Origin of the sequence: Nocardioides litoris (assembly GCF_006346315.1) — a bacterium.
GTDB lineage: Bacteria > Actinomycetota > Actinomycetes > Propionibacteriales > Nocardioidaceae > Nocardioides > Nocardioides litoris.
Map to the genome: position 1 here is coordinate 682,668 of NZ_VDMR01000002.1, position 17,396 is coordinate 700,063.

The following is a 17,396-nucleotide window of genomic DNA, read 5'->3' on the forward strand; positions in this document are numbered from 1 at the left end:
CGCGAGAGCAGCCGCCGAGGTGCTCTAAAGCGACGCGCTGACGGCGATCTTCGAGCGGGTTGACAAGCTCCGAGCCCGCCACGCGTCTCGTAACTGACTTCTCAGGTCGAGACACACTTCTCCGGTTACGAGGACCAGGCCCATTGCTCTACGAGAATGAGCGGATCGTGGACACCCGCTGAGGAGATGGTTGATGGCACCGAGGCCGCAGTGGCACCACACGATGCAGGAGGCGAGACGTCAGGCGTGCTTGGCGATCGACTTCTACAACCGTCCCGGTGACCGGAGGAGCTACCTCGACTTCGTCGTCCACATGCATCTTGCATGGCAAAACCTTCTTCACGCAGACCGGATACGCCGTCACGAGCCGATCTTCTTCCGTGAGAAGAACGGGCGCTACGTGCGGAACCCGGACGGCACCCGGAAGACTTGGGATCTTTCGGAGTGCTTGAAACGGGAGTTCTCCGATGCCGACCCAACGCGGGAGAACATCACCTTTTTCATCGGGCTCCGCAACAAGATCGAGCACCGCTTCCAGGATGCCTTCATGGCGACCACCGGACCGCATGCCCACGCCTACGTCATCAACTTCGAGGCGGAGTTAATAAAGCGGTTCGGAAAGACGTACAGCCTGGCGGACGAGCTCCGGTTCCCGGTGTTCGTCCAGGCTCTGACGCCCGAGGGCGTGGAGGTCCACGCGAAGGCACGCAAGAAGCTTCCGCAAGCTGCCAGGAACTACATCAGCAAATTCGAAGCCGACCTCGACCCCGCGGTGGCTGGATCCGAGAAGTTCGCCTATCGGGTGCTGCTGACGCCGATCAAGGGCCCCAAGACCGAGGCCGACATGGCGGTCACGTTCGTCAGCCAGAGCGACCTGACCGAAGAGGAGCTCGAGGAGCTGAAGAAGGCGGGCAAGGCGGGCACGGTGTTCGTGAACGAGAAACAGCGGGAGGTCGGGCTGCTCGACAAGATGTTGCCAAAGGCGGCCGCTCAAGCTGTCGAGGACCAGATTCCCTTCGAGTTCAGAACTAACCACTTCGCACGTACCTGGAAGAAACTCAAGGTCCGTCCTGACGGCAAGAGCAACCACCCGGAGAAGACGGTGGCGCATTACTGCGTTTACGTCGAGGCGATCAAGCAGCACGTGTACACCCCGGCGTACGTGCAAAAGCTCGTGGAGCTTCTCGCAACAGAGGACGGTTTCAGGGAGACGGTGGGTTCGGCTCCCCGGCGGAAGGTCACGAAGTTGGCTACCGCGAAGAAGGCCCCGCCCGCGGCAGGGGCGTCGTCGTCCGCCTGAGTCGACTCGTCCTGGTCGCTCGGCCAGGGGCTGTGATAGCGAACGGCGCAACGTTCAGATCCCGCTGCGACACACCCTGCGCAGGTGGACGAGGTGTTCAACTACGTCAATGTGGGCGGTGTGCGGCACCAGTGCTACGAGCGCCCGTGCAGAGCCTGAGCCACGCCTTCCTCGGACATCTGCTCGAAGTGGACCAAGGGGCCGGAAGGGCATGCCATCTCATCGCTCGCTCGCTCGAGAGCTGCAAGCGTGTACTTGTTGTCGCTGTGCCAGGTGACTTGGTCGACCTGCGCGCCACCCTGCGCGTACCAAACGGTCTTCTTAAGAAGTCGCTGCTTGGTCTTCGTGCTGAGCTCCACCTCGACCGCGGTCTTGATCCCGGTGGGGCTAGTCACGACGAGGTCCGGTCGGAACTCCACTCTCCAAGCCTCGCGCCACTCACGTGTTCCTGACTCGCCCCGGCGAGCGGTGCTGCCGTCTGGCATGAGCAGCGCCGTGCGACCGTTGATGTATCCGTGCGCTAGTTCCGCACGGCGTCCATTCTCGAAGTGTCGGAGTTCCCGTTCGGTCGTGACTTCGAATCCGTCGATCGCATAGTCGATCCCCACCTCGGCGGTGAGGTGACCGTGGCGACTCGTTGCGCGGCCGATCTCCACGACGGTCGGGAGGTCGATCCGGTCTGATCGCAACCCGTTCGTCGTCGCAGCCCAAGCAGTGCCGAGGGGGCAGCAATCAACGCGCCGCACGAGCCCTGAGCCCCACATCCTGCGAAGGCGTCCTTCGACCACGCTCAAAGTCAGCTCGTCCTGAGCGCCGACTCCGGTGAGCTTGGCAATCTGGCGGGTAGTGAGGAAACCGTAGCCGCCCAGACTCTTCATTGTCAGACGTCTGAAGCTCGAGGTGTCCATGTTCGCTCCGAGGCAGTGGTTGGCACGTTCGAGCGGTTCCTAACGACGAGGCGCCTCCGATGAAGGCGCCCGGTAGGGGCCATGAAGGCGACCGGGCGCGACGGGACCTCTCGTCACTGGCGGCGGGGTTCCGAGGGGTCGTGGGGTGCGGCCGGTACCGCCCATCGAGGAGCCGTGCGTGGGTGGTCACGACCGGTCTGAGGCCAAGACTCACTGGCTCCGTTGTGGGAGTTGTGCCCCGTTGGCCGGGTGGGGGTTTGACCCGCGGTGGGCAGGGGGTTTGGCCCGCGGTGGGTAGGGGGTTTGGCCCGCGGTGGGTAGGGGGTTTGGCCCGCGGTGGGTAGGGGGTTTGGCCCGCGGTGGGTAGGGGGTTTGGCCCGCGGTGGGTAGGGGGTTTGACCCGCGGTGGGTAGGGGGTTTGACCCGCGGTGGGTAGGGGGGCGAGTCGGCCAGGTAGAAGGTGCGACCCGCGGGTCTGACGGATCTAGGACGGCGGGCCTGGCGAGCTCACTGAACGCGCGAGCCCAACTGAAGGTATATGGTCCGCGGGTTTTCGAAGAGGCCGCGGACCCTTTGGCCCGCATCGCGGCCCCGCGCGACACCGCACCCGAACCGGGCTGAACGAGTCTGGCATGTAAAGAGCTTCAGGCTGGATGGCAGACCCCTTGCTGGCCATCTCGGAGGCTCCTCGAGCGAGCGAGAGACAGTCGCGCCCTGAGCGGGATGGCGTTCCGCTCGCGGCCCCGATCTGCCTGCCTCTTGCCGGACCGGCCTCGGTAGCGCTGCCTCGGGGACTGCTTTACTTCTAGCCGTCAGTGCGCGTAAAGGCTCGACTGGCCAGGGCCGCTCATTCGTGCAGGTCAGAAGCCTGTGTGAGGCCCTGTGCGCCTTCTGACTCTCCACAGAGTTGCTGGTCGCCAGCGCAAGCCGCTGCATCGTGGTCCCCGAACTGCTCCGGTCAACCCGAAAGCCCATCAATGGCTTTACGCGGCAGAAGCGCTGGGGGCTTACACCCAGCGGCCGTGGGGGCTTTACACGACCGGTGTCGAGGTCTTTACACCGAAGAGCCCAGCGGGCCGGACTTGCCAGGTCCGCCATCTGCACGACCGGCTTTACATCGACACGGTGTGCGAACACCACGGCGGGCGTGCTCGAACGCGACAGGCGGCCCCGGCGGGGATCGGACGGGCCAGGCGGGCGGCTCGCCGCACGCGACACACCCGGCGCTCGGTCTCGTTCCTCGCCCGGCGCGGGGGTGTCGGAGCGTCTCGCAGCCCCCCTGGCCCGCGGCGGTGTCGTCCGCGCCGAGCGGGGACTGGTGGCCGCGCTCTCGCTCGTTCCTCGCTGGAGCGTCTGCCACTGCGTCTCGCGCGTCGCGGTCGTCACCGCCGCCGGGTGGGGTCGGGTTGGCGGAGGGGCTCGCGGATAGCGCGCGTGGACGGGTTCCCCGTGTGCGTCTGCCGGGGGTGCGGGTTTGCCGGTGTGGGGGTTTGCCGGGTGTGCCGGGTGTGCCGGGTGTGCCGGGCGTGCGGGTTCGCGGGGTGCGCGGGTTTGCCGCGTGTTCCGGTTCTCCGGCGACCCGGACCACCGGGGCGGGCCGGCGGAGGCGCGGGTGAACCGGGGGGCCAGGGGCAGGCAAACCGGCGACCCCGGATGCCGGGTCTCGAGGTCAGGGTTGGCCCTCTGTTGGGCTCGACGAGGGAGGAACGACGTTAGGCGACGCTCCGCGCGAAGGGGGAGAGTGGTGGCGTGGGTCAGTCTCGCTGCCAGCCGGGTCGGCTCTGGTGGTACTGGAGGGCTTCGGGGCTGATGACGAACTGGAGGAGGTTGCCGACCTTCTTGACGAGTTCGTCGCGGACCTCGGCGGGGGTGGCGAAGAAGAACTCGCGGCGTTGGTTGACCAGGTTGAGGCGTCGGGCTGCGAAGGCGGTGTGGAGCTGGTTCTCGAGGGTGACGGCGTCGTCGGAGAAGAACAGGACGTGGACGTCGAAGGGAAATGGGACGGAGGCGCCGTTGAGCTCGGCGATGCGTTCGAGGGGTTCGAGGCGGCGGGTGAGGCCGATCTTGACGATGCCGGGGCCGAAGGCGCCGACGTTGCTGATGACGTAGACGTAGCCGGCGCGTTGGTTGGCGATGCGGTAGTCGGTCTGGGCGATGGCGTCGTCGATCTGGGCGAGGCGGTGCTCGATCGCGGCGGCTTCGTCGTCGCGGCCTTGGCGGCGGAGCTCGTCGAGGGCGTTTTGCTGGTGGAGGCGTTCCTTGTCGAGCTTGGCGCGTTCGGCTTGGAGCTTCTCTTCCTCGCGGCGCTGCTCGCGGAGGCGGGCGCGTTCCTCCTTGGCCTGTTCGCGTTCTTCCTGGAGGCGGAAGAGGTAGTCGGCGGTGAGCTCGAGCTCCTCGATGCGCAGGGCGTGGAAGGCGGGTGAGACGCGCAGCTCCATGAGGGCGCCGAGCTTGGAGATGGAGGTGAGGGTGCGTTCGAGTCGGGTCTTGGCGGTGGTGACGTTGCCGGCGCGCATCGTGCGTAGGCAGGTGTCGGCTTCGGCGTTGTAGGCGCGCAGCATGAGTCGGGAGAGGTCGGCGGTCATCTTGCGGCCCTGGGCGAGGGAGTTGTTGAAGACGAACCGGTCGGAGGACTCGACGGCGTCGCCGTCCTTGATGCACTGCTTGATGCGGGTGTTGAGTTCGTCGAGGTGTTGTTTGTACGCCGCGGCGTCCTCGAGGGGGTGGTGGTAGCGGTAGATGCCGACTTCTTGGAGGACGACGTCGTCGTCGAGCTCGGCCAGCGGGGTCTCGCCGGTCGCGGTGAGCTGTTGGGTGAGGTTGCGTTCGCGGGCGCGTGCGGTGGCGAGGGCGGCGCGGAGGGTGGTGAGCTCGTCCTCGCGGGCGGCGAGCTTGGTCTGGACGGCGTGGAGCTGTTCGGCGTCGGTGTCGGTGAGCTTCGGTCGCGCTGATGGCGTGTGGCGGGCTGGGTCGTAGCCGGGTGGTCGGGGGGTGCCGATGGCCCAGCCGGGGCGTTCGGCGCAGTAGCCGAGGTTGTCGGGTGGGGTGTGGAACGGCAGTGGCTCGGGCGCGTCGGCTCTGGTGAGGTCGAGTGGGCTCATGGTGGTCGAGGTTGGTCGGAGTTCAGCGGGTGCGGACACCGGCGCTGGTGCCGATGGGGGTCAGGGCGGCGGGTGAGCGGGAGATGACGGCGCCGAGGTGGCGCAGCGATGCGGCGGCGTCGACGCGGTCCAGGATGAGGGACTCGAAGTCGGCGCGGTCGACGGCGACGGCGAGCAGGGTGGTGAAGGTGCTGCGGCCGGTGGCGGGGTCGGTGTGGTGGACGCCGGCGGCCAGGGAGACGGTGCGGAGGTGGTCGGCGCGGTCAGCTTCGTACAGCTCGTGGATGGTGCGCATCGAGACGTTGGCGACCAGTGCGGCGTAGCGGTTGCGGCGTTCGGTCTGGGTCTGGGCGACGGGGGTGATCTCGTCGCGGGCCTTGACGTAGCGGAAGGCCTTGTCGGTGGGCAGGTCTTCGGGGTGGGAGAGCTCCACGGTGATGGTCAGCTCGCGGGCGCGGGCGTCGAGGGTGAACTGGTGGTCGATGTCGAGGTCGTCGGGGTAGGCGGAGTTGCCCAGAACGATGGAGAAGTACTCCTCGACGGCGGCGGGGTCGCGGGCGGCGAACCGTCGGATGAGGTCGTCGAGGTCGGCGTTGCGTCGGTCGGTCTCGGCGATGCGGTTGCGGCACTGCTGGTCGTACGTCTCTCGGTCCGCCTGCACACGTGCGAGCCGCTGTCGCTCGGCCTCGGCGTGGGCGGCGAGGCGGGCAGCGTCGGCCTGCATGGCCGCCGTCCTGCGGTCGCACCACCAGTAGAAGGCGTTCATGAAGGCCCGGTCGGCTCGGTAGCAGTCCTGGGCCCGGCGACCGGTGCGCTTCCCTGTGCCGGGCGGTGGGTGGTACGCCGGGAGGGGCTCGACGGGTGTCAGCGCGGGCGCCCGCAGCGGCGTCTGGTGTGGGGAGGTGAACGGCGGGTGCTCAGGGGTGGCCCGCAGCGACCCGAGGTCGACGTAGTCGTCGACGTCGAGGGTGGCGAGCAGGACGTCGTCGATCTCCTTCAGCTGCGCCGTCACCTCGGCCGTCATGGCCTCCGCCTCAGCGGCTTGGGCTTCGGCGTGCAGCTTGGCCTGTTCCTTCTCGAGCGCGGCGCGGGTGCGGGCGTCGGCTCGGGCGGCTTGCTCGCGGGCGCGCTGGGATGCGGCGGCGAGACGCTGGGCCTCACGTTGCCATTGCTGGTGCTGCCGGAACTCTGCTGCGGCGGCGCGTTGCCTGTTGCGTTCGGCGACGGCTGCCTGGTGCTGGAGCTCGGCGAAGAACCCGCGTCGTCGTGCCATCGTGACCCTCCCGTTGGTCCGGCTGACGTCCGATCGAGGGTAGGTCGGACCGTCCGTTGCGGACATGGTTTGGCGAAGGTCGGATCACGCCGTCGCTATCAGGTCGCGTTGCTCGTCCGCGGCGGGGTCCTTGCCGGGGACGTTGACGGCGGAGACGAACCAGGTGGCGACGGCGGCGGTGACGGAGCCGACGACGGCGATGCCGACGAGCATGAGGGCGACGGCGACGAACCGGCCGGTGGTGGTGACGGGGTAGAGGTCGCCGTAGCCGACGGTGGTGACGGTGGTGGTGGCCCACCGCAGGGCGTCGCCGAAGGTGCGGATGTTGGCGGCGGGGTCGGGGCGTTCGGCGTCGAGGACGGCCAGGGCGCCGAGGCCGACGGCGGCGACGGCGGCGCCGACGATGTAGGCGGTGACGCGGCCGGCGAGGCCGGTGGCCACGCCGCGGTTGAGCATGCGGGCGAAGGCGAGCAGGCGGAGCAGCCGCAGGGGTCGCAGCAGGGGCAGGGCGATGAGGGCGACGTCGTACCAGTGCCGGGCGGCGTAGGTGCGCCGGTGGTCGGCCAGGGCGAGCCGGATGGCGAAGTCGATGGTGAAGGCGACCCAGACGGCCCATCCGGCGACGTCGAGGGCGTCGCGGGTGGTGGGGTCGAGGCGGGGGTCGAGGACGGGCCAGGCGTAGGCCACGAGGAAGGCGAGGGCCAGCAGGATGAGGGGCACCTCGGTACGGCGCGCCCAGCGTTCGACTCGGGTCTGAACCCGCTCATCCTGGGGCAGTCGCGCGGTGTGGTCAGGCGATCCCGTGGCAGAGCACCTGGAGGTCGCCAACGGCGGGGAACGAGGTGAGGTCTGGGTGGGCCTCGGTGTCGGTGACGTCGGTGCCGACGATGCTGACGCGGTAGGCGTTGGCGATGGGGAACGTCCTGGTGGTCACGGCGCCGGGGGTGAGGGTCGGTGACTGGTAGGCAACCACGGTGCCCTCGGCGAGGACGCGCACGGTGCCGGCGGTGCCGTCGGCGGAGCGGTCGGTGACGCCGAAGGTGCCGCGCATCTGGGTGCACCTGCGGCCCAGGGTGTACCGGGATTCCCAGGAGCGGTAGCCGCCGTAGGTGTACCAGCTCGAGGCATAGCTGGTGCCGTTCATCGCGAACTGGTTGTAGGCGTTGGCATTCACGCCACCGGTCTCGTAGTAGGAGTCGAAGTTGACCAGCGGGTACCAGTGGGAGACCCGCACGACGGCGGCGCGGGAGGTCAGCGGGCGCCCCCGCTTCAGGGTGGCGACGGCGCGATAGCGGTCAAGGTCGGCCTCGCCGGCGACGGTGCGGAAGGTCATCGCGCGAGCGGAGCGGGTCTTCCGCACCGTCTCCCAGACGTCGTTGCCGTAGATGTCCTCCGTGCGGCGCTGCAGCTGCAGAGTCCGCAGCCGCTGTCGCAGCCCCGTGGAGCGGACGACCACGGCGTACCGGGTGCCCTCGACGAGCGCGGCCGGTGCCGCGACCCGGATGGACGGCTTGCGTTTCGCCGTCACCTCGGGGTTGCTCGTCGGAGCGACCGCACTCGAGTGAGCTGCGGCGGTGGGCGCGGTGGTGGCGTCCGCCTCGCTCGCGACGGCGAGAGACGTGCTCACCGCGGCGGCGGCGGTGAGCATGGTGAGGACGAGAGTCCTGAAGGGAGGACGGGGTGACATGGGTTCTCCAGATGCGCGGCACGGTGGGGGACGGCTGGCGCACGGACCGTATCCGGCACGGCCGACACCCGCAGCCGAACCAGGGTTCAGCTCGCCGGTCCGGGCAAGACGTAACCGCCGACGGACCCGGCGACCGGCTGAACCGCGACATTGCCCCGGGCCGTCGTGTGACCATCACCCGATGAACGACGTGACTGCCGAGCCGACGCGACTGACCAAGGGCGGCAACGTCTCGCTCGCCGCTGTGGGAGCCGAGCTCGGTGGGCTTACGGTCTACCTCGACAGCCGCGGCCAGGCGGACGAGGTGATCGACGCCGACGTCAGCGTCCTGCTGCTCGGCGCGGACGGGAAGGTGCGCAGCAGCTCGGACTTCGTGTTCTACAACCAGCCGATCGCGCTCAGCGGGGCGGTGCACCTGCGGGACAAGCTGCGCCCCGAGCCGGGCACGGTCGAGGCCGAGGAGGGGTGGTCCTCCGACGTGGTCACCCTGGAGCTCGACGACGTGCCTGACGAGGTCGATCGGATCGTGGTCTCGGCAAGTCTCGACGCCGGCGCGGGCGTGACCTTCGGGGACGCTGCGGCGATCAGGATGCGGGTCCAGCGCACGTCCGATGCGGTCGACCTCCTCGTCTTCGACATCACCGACGCCACCACTGAGCTGGCCCTGCTGTTCGGTGAGTTCTACCGCCGCAACGGTGACTGGAAGGTCCGTGCGGTCGGCCAGGGGTACGCCGACGGCCTCGGTGCCTTGGTCTCTGCCCACGGTGTCGAGGTCGCCGCCGACGACACCGACGGTGACGACAGCGACGACAGGAGCGGTGACGGTGGCTCCGATGCCGGCGAGGGCGCCTCAGTCGATGTCCCGGATCGCCTGGCCGACGTGGCCGGCGAGGCCGACGGCGGTTTGACGGGCGGGGCGGGCACCGTCGGCACCGATGCCTCACCCGTTGACGCCGACGGCGGCGGCTCCGCTGGGGTCCAGGTGCCTGACGTCGTCGATGCTCCGCCGGCGGACGAGCAGAGCTCGACCGCAGAGGCAACGACGTCGTCCCCGGCGGCACCGACCGTCGAGACCGAGTCCGTCAAGCCCGTCCGGCGCGGGGTCTCCGTCCGACGTCCAACCAGGGCGCCTCGCCTCCCGGCCGATTGGGACGCCTCCATCCCCGCGTCCGACGGCAACGACTGGCAGCCCGCACGACTGTTTCCCGTTGCCGGGATCGGCAGCGGGGAGGAGCAGGAACGGAGGGCGACCTCGGCGCTGTTGGCCGTCATGGGCATGGTCCGTGAGTTCGGTGCCGCGCTGACGTCGAAGTGCGGCGCGCCGCGCGGTGCGCTCACGACATTCATCGAGGTGCCTTTCGGACAGGACGAAGAGGCTTACCGTCCCGACGGCGTCCTCCGGGTCGCACGTGGTCAGAAGGAGTGGACCGCGCTGGTGGAGGTCAAGACGTCGAACGGCAAGCTCGACGCCACCCAGATAGACCGGTACGTCGAGATCGCCCGGACCAAGGGCTACGACGCGGTCATCACCATCAGCAACGAGCTCGCCGGCGGCGACGCCGACCACCCCGTCGCCATCGACCGCCGCAAGTTACGCAAGGTCGCCCTGCACCACCTGTCGTGGGACCAGATCCGCGCCGAGGCCGTCCTGACCGCCCGTCACCGAGGAGTGTCTGACCCAACCCAGGGTGCGGTGCTGGAGGAGTTCATCCGCTACATGGCCCATGCCCGCTCTGGGATGGGCGGCCTCGGCGACATGGGACCCAGCTGGGTCAAGGTCCGCGACGCGGTGAAGGCCAAGACTGCGCGTGCCTCCGACAAGGCCACCGGTGAGGTGAGTGCCCGGTTCGACGAGCTCGTCCAGCACCTCGGCCACCACCTGTCCGGCCTCCTCGGCGTCGAGGTGCAGGCGCTGGCGCCGCGCGAGACTCCCGACCACGCGAGCCGTCGCCAACAGCTGGCCGACTCCGGGCTGCTCTTCGGCCGCCTCAAGGTGCCCGGCGCGGTCGATGTCGTCGTGGTGGGCGCCGACCTGCGCGCTGACCGTGCGAGCGCTTCCGTCACCGTCGCGGCGCCTCGTGGAGAGACGCGTGCCCTGACTCGGGTCAACTGGCTGTTGCGGCAGCTGCCCGAGCACGCGAAGGACTCGATCCGGATCGAGGCCCACCTCGCCGGTCCGCGGTCGACGTCGACGGCGGCTCTGCTGGGCAAGGCGCGGCAGGACCCGTCGTGCTTGCTGCCGGAGGACCAGCGCGAGATCCGTGCGTTCACGGTCTCCATGGATGTGCCGCTCGGCTCGAAGCGCGCCGCCGGCACCGGGACGCTGATCGGGTCCGTCAAGACGGTGAGCACCACGTTCTACGCCGACGTCGTGCAGCACCTGCGTCCGTGGGCCGACACCAAGAAGTAGCCGAGCGCCGCACCGCCCTCAGGACGGCGGTCGTACGCCGTCGCTGCCACGGGGCTTGATGCCAGGGGTGGTCCACTGCGGCTTGTCGCTGATGGGGGTGGCTGAGAACTGCGGTGCGCGGACGGTGAGGAGCACTCGGGTGCCGAAGGCGCCGGGGAGCTCGAGGATGGTCCTGGTGTGCGGGTCGTCGGTGATGACCACGAGGTGGCCGAACCCGAGGTCCTCGTAGAGGGCGAGCCGGTCGGTCCAGTTCACGGCCGGGTCGAGGACGGTCTCGACCGCGATGGCCCCGTCGGGTGCCGACGGCGGCCGCTGGCCGTGGCTGCGTCCGATGATCAGTTCCGGGCTCGGAATCACCTGAGACGGTGGTGTGCCCCGGCTGCTCAAGGCGGCGGCGAGTCGCTGAGACCTGAGCAGACCAGTAGCCGCGACGCGGCCGGCGAACCGGGCCTCGGCCGGGGCCAGCGAGATGGCCAGCTCGACGCGGTCCACCGCGGCATGCACGGCGGCTGCGTCGACCAGGGTGGCGCTCAGGACCCGATCAACCCTCCTCAGCCCGGCCGTCGTCGGCTGCCAGACCCGAAGGCGCTGGCTGCCGCGGTAGGTCTTGCCTGAGGTCAGCAGCCCTGCCGTGGCGAGGCGGGGGAGTCGCTGTCGGAGTGCGTCGTGCGAGGCCCCCACCAGGTGCCCCAACTGTGAGTAGGTGCAGGCACCGAGGTCGGCCAGCAGGTGGAGCACGTCGCGGTCGCGTTGAGCGACCCGGAGTTGTTTGGTGGTCACGGTCAGCTCGCCATCCACAGGCGTGTCTCGTCCAGGCGCTCCTGGATCCACGCCTCCACGTCAGCCTGCCGGTAGCGCACCCCGGTTCCGACCCGGAGAAAGACCGGGCCTCGTCGGGCGTGCCTCCATGACTGGACGGTGCGGGGTGGGACGCCGAGGACTCGCGCGACGTCGGCGGTGGTGAGCAGCTCTTCCATGTGGTGCTCCCTAACGGATGCCACCGGCCAGCCGGTCACAACCGGTTGGGTACCCCGCCGGAAGGGCCGATCAGTCGAAGAACTGGTCGAGCAGGTCCCGCAGGTCCGGGGCCTGATCCCTTGACGCCACGTATGACTTCCAGGTGACACTGCCGTCCGAATGCCCGAGCTGGTCGCGGGCGGCGTCAAGACCACGCTCGTGTGCCACCAAGGTTCCGACGGTCCGGCGCAGGGTGTGCGGGGTGGTGCCTTCCAGATCGGTCCCAGCCACGGCGGCACGCAGCCGGGTCCTGAGGTTGTTCGGCCACAAGAGCGTGCCTTTGCTCGAGGCGAGGACGGGGTCGGTGGGCTCGATGGATGTGACTTGGGACCGGCGTTCCTGCAGGCGGGCCACGACGGCGTCGGGTAGGACGAGCGTGCGGACGCCCCCGGTCTTGGTCGAGTCCTGCCGGTGCAAGGAGTCGACGTACCCGGCGCGCGGTTCGACGATGGTGCCGTCGATGCGGGCGGTGGGGGTGCTGCTCTCGAGATCGAACCGGTCCCACGTCAATGCGAGCAGTTCGCCGATGCGGCACCCGGTGCCCAGGCCGAGGTCGATGAGATCGGCGAGGTCCCGGTTGGGTCCGCGCTTGCCCGGCTGCTTCCGGACGACGGGGTCGACCAGGACGCGCAGGTCATGGACCTGGTCAATGGTGAGGGCTTGGACCTCGTGGTCGTTGCGGGCCGGCTTGTCGACCAGCCGCATGGGGTTGGAGGCCAGGGCCTCGTGACGGACGGCCAGGTCGAGACACTGCTGAAGCACGGTACGCATCTGGTCGGTGGAGATGCCGCAGTCCTCGATGTCGCCGAGCACGTTCTCCAGCAGGCCGACACTGAGTTCGCTCAGGCGCACGCCGCCGATGTGCGGTTCGATCAACAGCCGAAGCACAGACGCATAGCCCGCGAGGGTCTGCGGCTTGACCGCGGCGCGTGAGCGCTGCCGGCCAGGGCGCGACCGGTGCTGCAACCAGTACGCGCCGAGGTCCGCGACCGTCATGTTTGCGGTCACGCCCTGCTGAGAGGTGACGACCTGCTGTCGTGCGTCGATGCGGCGCTGCAGCTCTCGTAGCGCACCGCTCTTGGTGGTGGCCCTGGCGGTCACCTCCCGCGCCTTGCCGTCGCGATCACGCAGCCGGACGCGGGCACGGTAGGTGCCGTTCTTGAGGCGCTCGGTCCACGGCTCGCCGTGCTCGCCGCCGGGCGCGAGACGGGGACGTCCGGGGACAGTCGGCATGACGGCGGAGCCGGGTGGTCGGGGCTTCCGTGGGGCGGGAGGGCTGCTGGGTGACGGCGGGGGTGTGGTGTCCATGCGTCGTCTATCGGCTGGATCCGACGATGCTGGAGCAGGGCATAGAGCGGGTTGTGTCAGAAGGCCGATGGCGGGTGCCGCGGCGCCTTCACGCTCCATGACGGTGCGGGTACGGCCACGGCCGCGGGCGGCGGCGAGGTCGATGATGACCGCGCCGCCGTCCGTGGGGGTGCTGGCGGCCGTGCTCATCGGCGGGTGAGGGCGGGCAGGTCGACGCCGCTGACGGCGGCGCGGAGCACGAGGGTGCCGCGGTCGCGCGCTCCGGCGTCGATGTCGCGGATCAGCCTTTGGGCCGCTTCTACTGTGCGGCAGCCGGAGGCGACCGCCAGCAAGATGTCGGAGGGCAGCAGACCGCCCACAACCCAGGTCTGCGCGGTGTCGTCGACGTCGCCAGCGGTGATGCGCTCGATCATGAACGCGGCCCCGCGCGGGGTGAAGTCGACGTGGTACCAGATCCAGCCGGAGTCTGGCGTGAGGCCGGCGCGGTGCCAGTCGACGGCGTCGGTGTCGTCGAAGCCGAACGCCTTCCACTTCCGAGCGGTGGTGAGTACCTGGGTCGGGGTCTGACCGGGGAGAAGCAGAGCCCAGGCGACGGCGATCAGGTCAGCGAACCCGTCGCGGTTGAGCACGTCGGCGACGTGGTTGGCGGCGGTGCTGTTGGTGTTGGAGCAGTTCGAACTCGGCATGGTGGTTCCTCCGTGACTAGTGGCGTGGGCGCCACGGCAATGGGTACGATGGTGCTTACACAAAGTACGCATCGTCAAAGTCGCCAAGCGTTAGAGGTGCTGAGTTGTCTAGACCACGACGAGCCAGGTGCGCGACCGCTGGCACGGGCCGGCGATCGGCCGGCCGGCTCCAAGCGCCGTGGGCCGTTCGCTTCCGGGAGGCGGACGCGAGCGGGCTCGAGAGATGGCTCGGTCTCGGTCTTCCGCTGGACGTCGCAACAGCTTGGTGGGCGCACGACGGCTACGACGATCGCGAGGCCTGCAAATGGGCGCGGCACGGCTTCACGCCGTGGCAGGCCGAGTTCGTGGAGGTCTTGGCGTCGTACTCGGCTCTCGGCGATGTTGAAGGCGCGTCCCCGCCGGCCGCATGGCGACAGAGCGGGCTGCCGCCCTACTTCGTGTGCCTGTGCCTCGCTGCCGGTGTCGCAGACGCGGCTGCGGCCACGACGTTGCACGAAGGACTCGCAACCGCGCCGAGCGTCGTGCTCGCTGAATTGGTCGAGGCGGCGCGACGCAGAGGTCGAGACCCATGGCGCTGTCGTTGGAACGCGGGAACTGTGCCTACGCGTTCAACCTTGAAAGGGATCGGGGAATGAGCGCTGCGGGGCACGCCGTCTCTGCGCTGCGGCAGGCACTAGCGTTGGGCCGTGCCGGAGAAGCTCGAGAGACACCAGGTGGGCCGTGTCCTACTGGGCCGTGCCCTCCGCGCACGTCGCACCGAGCTCGGCTTGTCCATCACCGAGCTCAGCTTCCGGACCTCGCTGTCGGCGTACTCACTGAGCAGTTACGAACAGGGCCGTCGTCTGCCACCGCTCGAGGCACTGGATCTCGTCGCGGCCGCGATGGACACCAATGTCCGTGACCTGTTGCGGGACGTCTGGCCGTGGGACGGTGTGGAGGAACCGCCCCCGGCCGGGTGACCCGTCGCGCACAACGTCGGCTTCGACCCGATGACGCGCGGTCGGGCCGTGCAGTTCCTGTGGCCCGTGTCGGACGTCGACACTCTGCGGGCGGCACACCGGGCGGCTAGGAAGGTCTACCGCTCGCCGTCGCCCGAGACACTGTCGCTCACGCTGTCATCGTTCACCGAGACCGCCTATCGGGTAGCGCGACCCCGGGTGGCGGCCTGGCGTCCGCTGGTCCCGACAGTACGCAGCCAAGGTGTCGCCCCCGACCGCGAGGCCCTCGCCGTTACGTGGACGGTCGAGTGCGTACTCGCGCTCGAGGATGACTGGGAGGATCTCGCCGCACTGGCTGATGAGGTGCACCGACCAGCCTCGGGGGAGGCGAGCAGGGGCGGAAGGCCAAAGGTCCTCAAGGCCGACGTGGCACGCGTCGGGATACTTCACGCCCTGGAGGACTGGGACACCTGGGTTCGCGGATGCCCGAACGACGCACGGCGAGCACGAGGCTGACTACCCTGGCCTCGATCTGTCCCGCACTCTCGAGATACCCGAGGCGCGGGGTGAATACGGCAACGCCTGTCGCATGTGTGGTTGTGCGGTCGGCACGTGACTCGTCACGGCCGCCATGACGGAGGAATCCGTTAGAGCAGCAACATGACCGATGCCCCACCCGCGGGTGACCCCCGGGACCTGCAGTTCATCATTCACGCGCTACTCGAGGAGCCGGATGAGATCGCCGTCCTCCGCCTCTTGGAGCAGCTCCATGACTGGCAGGAGGCGGCCAAGCTCAGAGCCGTCAGCCAAGCCCGCTTCCACCGGCGCACCTGGCGAGAGATTGGGGAAGCCTTGGGCGTCTCCCAGCAGGCCGTCTCGAAACGCTACGGGTGCGCCCGGGAGGACGAAGTCGACGACGAGCCGACCGGGGTGAAGACAAAGCCGGCGGCACCCAAGACGTTCGCGCACTACAACACCGAAGGCGTCTACGTGGGCTACTCCGTGTCGGTTAACGCCCAGGACCTGCCTTCAGTTGGCGACGTCGAGGCTGCCTAGTCCCCAGCGCGCACAACCGGAGTTGTGCCCCCACAACCCGAGGTGTGGGGTTGGTTGTCTCCAGGCGGGCGACCGGTGAACCGTGCGCTGTTCCCGGGAGCGAGAAGCAGGCAAGTTCACCCTTGCCCGGGCTCACTCAGGGCCGGGTGTCGTCGCCGGCTCGATCAAGAGCCTGCTTCCCACCGCTATGGCGGGAAGGCGCCGCGCTGTCTGTCCTCGGTGCGGATGGGGGCCGCGAGGGCCGCAGCTTAAATCCGCGCGCACGCACCGAGGCGCTCAATAGTCCTCCGAGCGCTCCCTGCGCGCGGTGCGGGTGGACTGTGTCCACGACGACCAGCCGCGGTGGCTCCTCAAGCAGGACCACCGTCCCTCACCCAGACCTGGCAGCGGATCGGGAGCAACGCCCGCGGACCAGGGGCAAACGCCTCCAGCCGAGCTACGCAGACGCGCTGTGTTGACACCGGGCTGCACCGCTGAGCGACGAAGAACCAGCAAGTGCGCGCTTGCTCTCGGCCGGTAGCAGCGACCGGGACGCGGGAAGGGGATGCTCAACGGCGACCCGGGAAACCCCTACGGAAGCTGCTGTGGAACCTTCTGAGGACGAATCAGAAGTGGGGCAGCACAACCTCCGGCTTGCCTAGCTGAAGGGCCGCAGAACACATTGAGTGAGCGGCTCGATCTCAACACTGTTGCCTTCGATTGCAAAGAGTCGCGGGCCAGCCACGGGGTGTGGAACGCGGAAGATTCGAAGCGGTGACGGCGTTCTCAGGACTTGGACCTGCTCGACACCGTGAGGTGCGCAGCGGGCCATGCAGAATGCGATCAACAGTGGAGGACCTCATCGCAGCTGATTCACCCTTACCGGACCCGACACGTCGCCTCGCAATCTCAGACGTCCACGGTCACCTTGATGCCCTGCAGGACAGGTTGGTCGAGTACGGCCTGGCCTCAGGCGGGGGCTGGTCCGGCGGTGGCGAGCGCTTGTGGTTCCTGGGGGACTACCTCGATCGTGGACCTGACGGTCTAGGGGTGGTGGACTTCGTACGCCGGCTCGAGATCCAGGCCAGGTCCTCGGGCGGTCAGGTCACCCCTCTTCTCGGAAACCATGAGCTGCAATTCCTGGCGGCCCTGCACTTTAGTAGGCAGGCCCGCGACCGTCGTTCGACGTCCTGGCTGTCGTTCTGGCGCCGATACGGAGGAAACGACGAGGAGCTGCGGTCAGTCACCGACGAGCAGGTCCAGTGGTTAAGCGAGCTCCCGCTGATCGACCTCGACGACGACACGGTCATGGTGCACTCAGACTCCGATGGCTATGCCGAGCTCGGAACCACGGCGCAACAGATCAATGAGGTGGGACGCAGTGTTCTCGCCGGCCGCAGCGAGGACGACTGGACGTTCCTGCACCAGTTGCTGACCAGACGCGGGGAGTTCCGGAGTCCCGGACGCGTGAGCCGCTTCCTGCGGGCTCTCGGTGCACGCCGGGTCGTCCACGGCCACAGCACGCTGGGCGGCGTCTTCGGCCTGGACCCCGTGGCCTGTACGCGCCCCTATGTCTACGCCGACGGGCGCGCGACCGCGATCGACGGCGGTGTGTTCGAAGGCGGCTCGTTGATCGTCGCCGAGCTGTAGGCGCAGCACACACCCCTCGCCTGCTGACCGGGTTCACTCCTGAGGGGTCGGCCGGCCCGGAATGCGAATTGGCCATAGGACAC

At 68.8% G+C, this 17,396-nt stretch carries 14 protein-coding genes; 5 read left to right on the forward strand and 9 right to left on the reverse strand.

Features of this window, described 5'->3' with window-relative positions; translation table 11 throughout:
* Nucleotides 1-223: 223 nt before the first annotated feature.
* Nucleotides 224-1,300: a DUF3644 domain-containing protein gene (locus FJQ57_RS11315; RefSeq protein WP_342775388.1), complete on the forward strand. Its 1,077-nt coding sequence runs from the start codon at nucleotides 224-226 to the stop codon at nucleotides 1,298-1,300.
* A 134-nt stretch (nucleotides 1,301-1,434) separates the two neighbouring features.
* Here FJQ57_RS11315 and FJQ57_RS11320 read toward each other — a convergent pair whose 3' ends face one another.
* The 5 genes from FJQ57_RS11320 to FJQ57_RS11340 all read right to left on the reverse strand — a co-directional run bounded on the left by FJQ57_RS11320 (nucleotide 1,435) and on the right by FJQ57_RS11340 (nucleotide 8,110).
* Entirely contained in the window at nucleotides 1,435-2,208 is a 774-nt protein-coding gene (locus FJQ57_RS11320) for a hypothetical protein (RefSeq protein WP_139980220.1), read from the reverse strand.
* Between the two features lie 1,754 nt (nucleotides 2,209-3,962).
* Nucleotides 3,963-5,309, reverse strand: a complete 1,347-nt coding sequence (locus FJQ57_RS11325; protein ID WP_139980222.1) for an SNIPE associated domain-containing protein — start codon at nucleotides 5,307-5,309, stop codon at nucleotides 3,963-3,965.
* Between the two features lie 22 nt (nucleotides 5,310-5,331).
* Nucleotides 5,332-6,582: a hypothetical protein gene (locus FJQ57_RS11330; protein ID WP_139980224.1), complete on the reverse strand. Its 1,251-nt coding sequence runs from the start codon at nucleotides 6,580-6,582 to the stop codon at nucleotides 5,332-5,334.
* Nucleotides 6,583-6,666: 84 nt separating this feature from the next.
* The gene (locus tag FJQ57_RS11335) at nucleotides 6,667-7,302 is read right to left on the reverse strand and encodes a potassium channel family protein (protein ID WP_211348855.1); all 636 of its coding nucleotides are present in this window, start codon (nucleotides 7,300-7,302) and stop codon (nucleotides 6,667-6,669) included.
* Between the two features lie 70 nt (nucleotides 7,303-7,372).
* The gene (locus tag FJQ57_RS11340; protein ID WP_139980226.1) at nucleotides 7,373-8,110 is read right to left on the reverse strand and encodes an NPCBM/NEW2 domain-containing protein; all 738 of its coding nucleotides are present in this window, start codon (nucleotides 8,108-8,110) and stop codon (nucleotides 7,373-7,375) included.
* Nucleotides 8,111-8,450: 340 nt separating this feature from the next.
* Here FJQ57_RS11340 and FJQ57_RS11345 point away from each other — a divergent pair, with 340 nt between their 5' ends.
* Nucleotides 8,451-10,679, forward strand: coding sequence for a TerD family protein (locus FJQ57_RS11345; protein WP_170219387.1), 2,229 nt, complete (start codon nucleotides 8,451-8,453; stop codon nucleotides 10,677-10,679).
* Nucleotides 10,680-10,697: 18 nt separating this feature from the next.
* Here FJQ57_RS11345 and FJQ57_RS22480 read toward each other — a convergent pair whose 3' ends face one another.
* The 4 genes from FJQ57_RS22480 to FJQ57_RS11365 all read right to left on the reverse strand — a co-directional run bounded on the left by FJQ57_RS22480 (nucleotide 10,698) and on the right by FJQ57_RS11365 (nucleotide 13,690).
* Entirely contained in the window at nucleotides 10,698-11,477 is a 780-nt protein-coding gene (locus FJQ57_RS22480; RefSeq protein ID WP_170219388.1) for a hypothetical protein, read from the reverse strand.
* Nucleotides 11,462-11,656: a helix-turn-helix domain-containing protein gene (locus FJQ57_RS11355; protein WP_139980232.1), complete on the reverse strand. Its 195-nt coding sequence runs from the start codon at nucleotides 11,654-11,656 to the stop codon at nucleotides 11,462-11,464. Before FJQ57_RS11355 ends, FJQ57_RS22480 begins: the two co-directional genes overlap by 16 nt.
* A gap of 70 nt (nucleotides 11,657-11,726) precedes the next feature.
* Complete coding sequence (locus tag FJQ57_RS11360; RefSeq protein WP_170219389.1) at nucleotides 11,727-12,929, reverse strand: site-specific integrase; 1,203 nt, start codon at nucleotides 12,927-12,929, stop codon at nucleotides 11,727-11,729.
* Between the two features lie 260 nt (nucleotides 12,930-13,189).
* On the reverse strand, nucleotides 13,190-13,690 hold the full coding sequence (locus FJQ57_RS11365; RefSeq protein WP_139980236.1) for a hypothetical protein: 501 nt from the start codon (nucleotides 13,688-13,690) through the stop codon (nucleotides 13,190-13,192).
* Nucleotides 13,691-14,376: 686 nt separating this feature from the next.
* On the opposite strand from FJQ57_RS11365, the gene FJQ57_RS11370 reads away from it, so the two are divergent.
* The 3 genes from FJQ57_RS11370 to FJQ57_RS11380 all read left to right on the forward strand — a co-directional run bounded on the left by FJQ57_RS11370 (nucleotide 14,377) and on the right by FJQ57_RS11380 (nucleotide 17,313).
* Nucleotides 14,377-14,649 (forward strand): helix-turn-helix domain-containing protein, encoded by a 273-nt coding sequence (locus tag FJQ57_RS11370; protein ID WP_139980238.1) that lies wholly within the window; start codon nucleotides 14,377-14,379, stop codon nucleotides 14,647-14,649.
* Between the two features lie 639 nt (nucleotides 14,650-15,288).
* Nucleotides 15,289-15,684, forward strand: coding sequence for an AsnC family protein (locus tag FJQ57_RS11375; RefSeq protein WP_139980240.1), 396 nt, complete (start codon nucleotides 15,289-15,291; stop codon nucleotides 15,682-15,684).
* 816 nt (nucleotides 15,685-16,500) lie between these two features.
* Complete coding sequence (locus FJQ57_RS11380; RefSeq protein ID WP_246081773.1) at nucleotides 16,501-17,313, forward strand: metallophosphoesterase; 813 nt, start codon at nucleotides 16,501-16,503, stop codon at nucleotides 17,311-17,313.
* Nucleotides 17,314-17,396 lie beyond the last annotated feature (83 nt).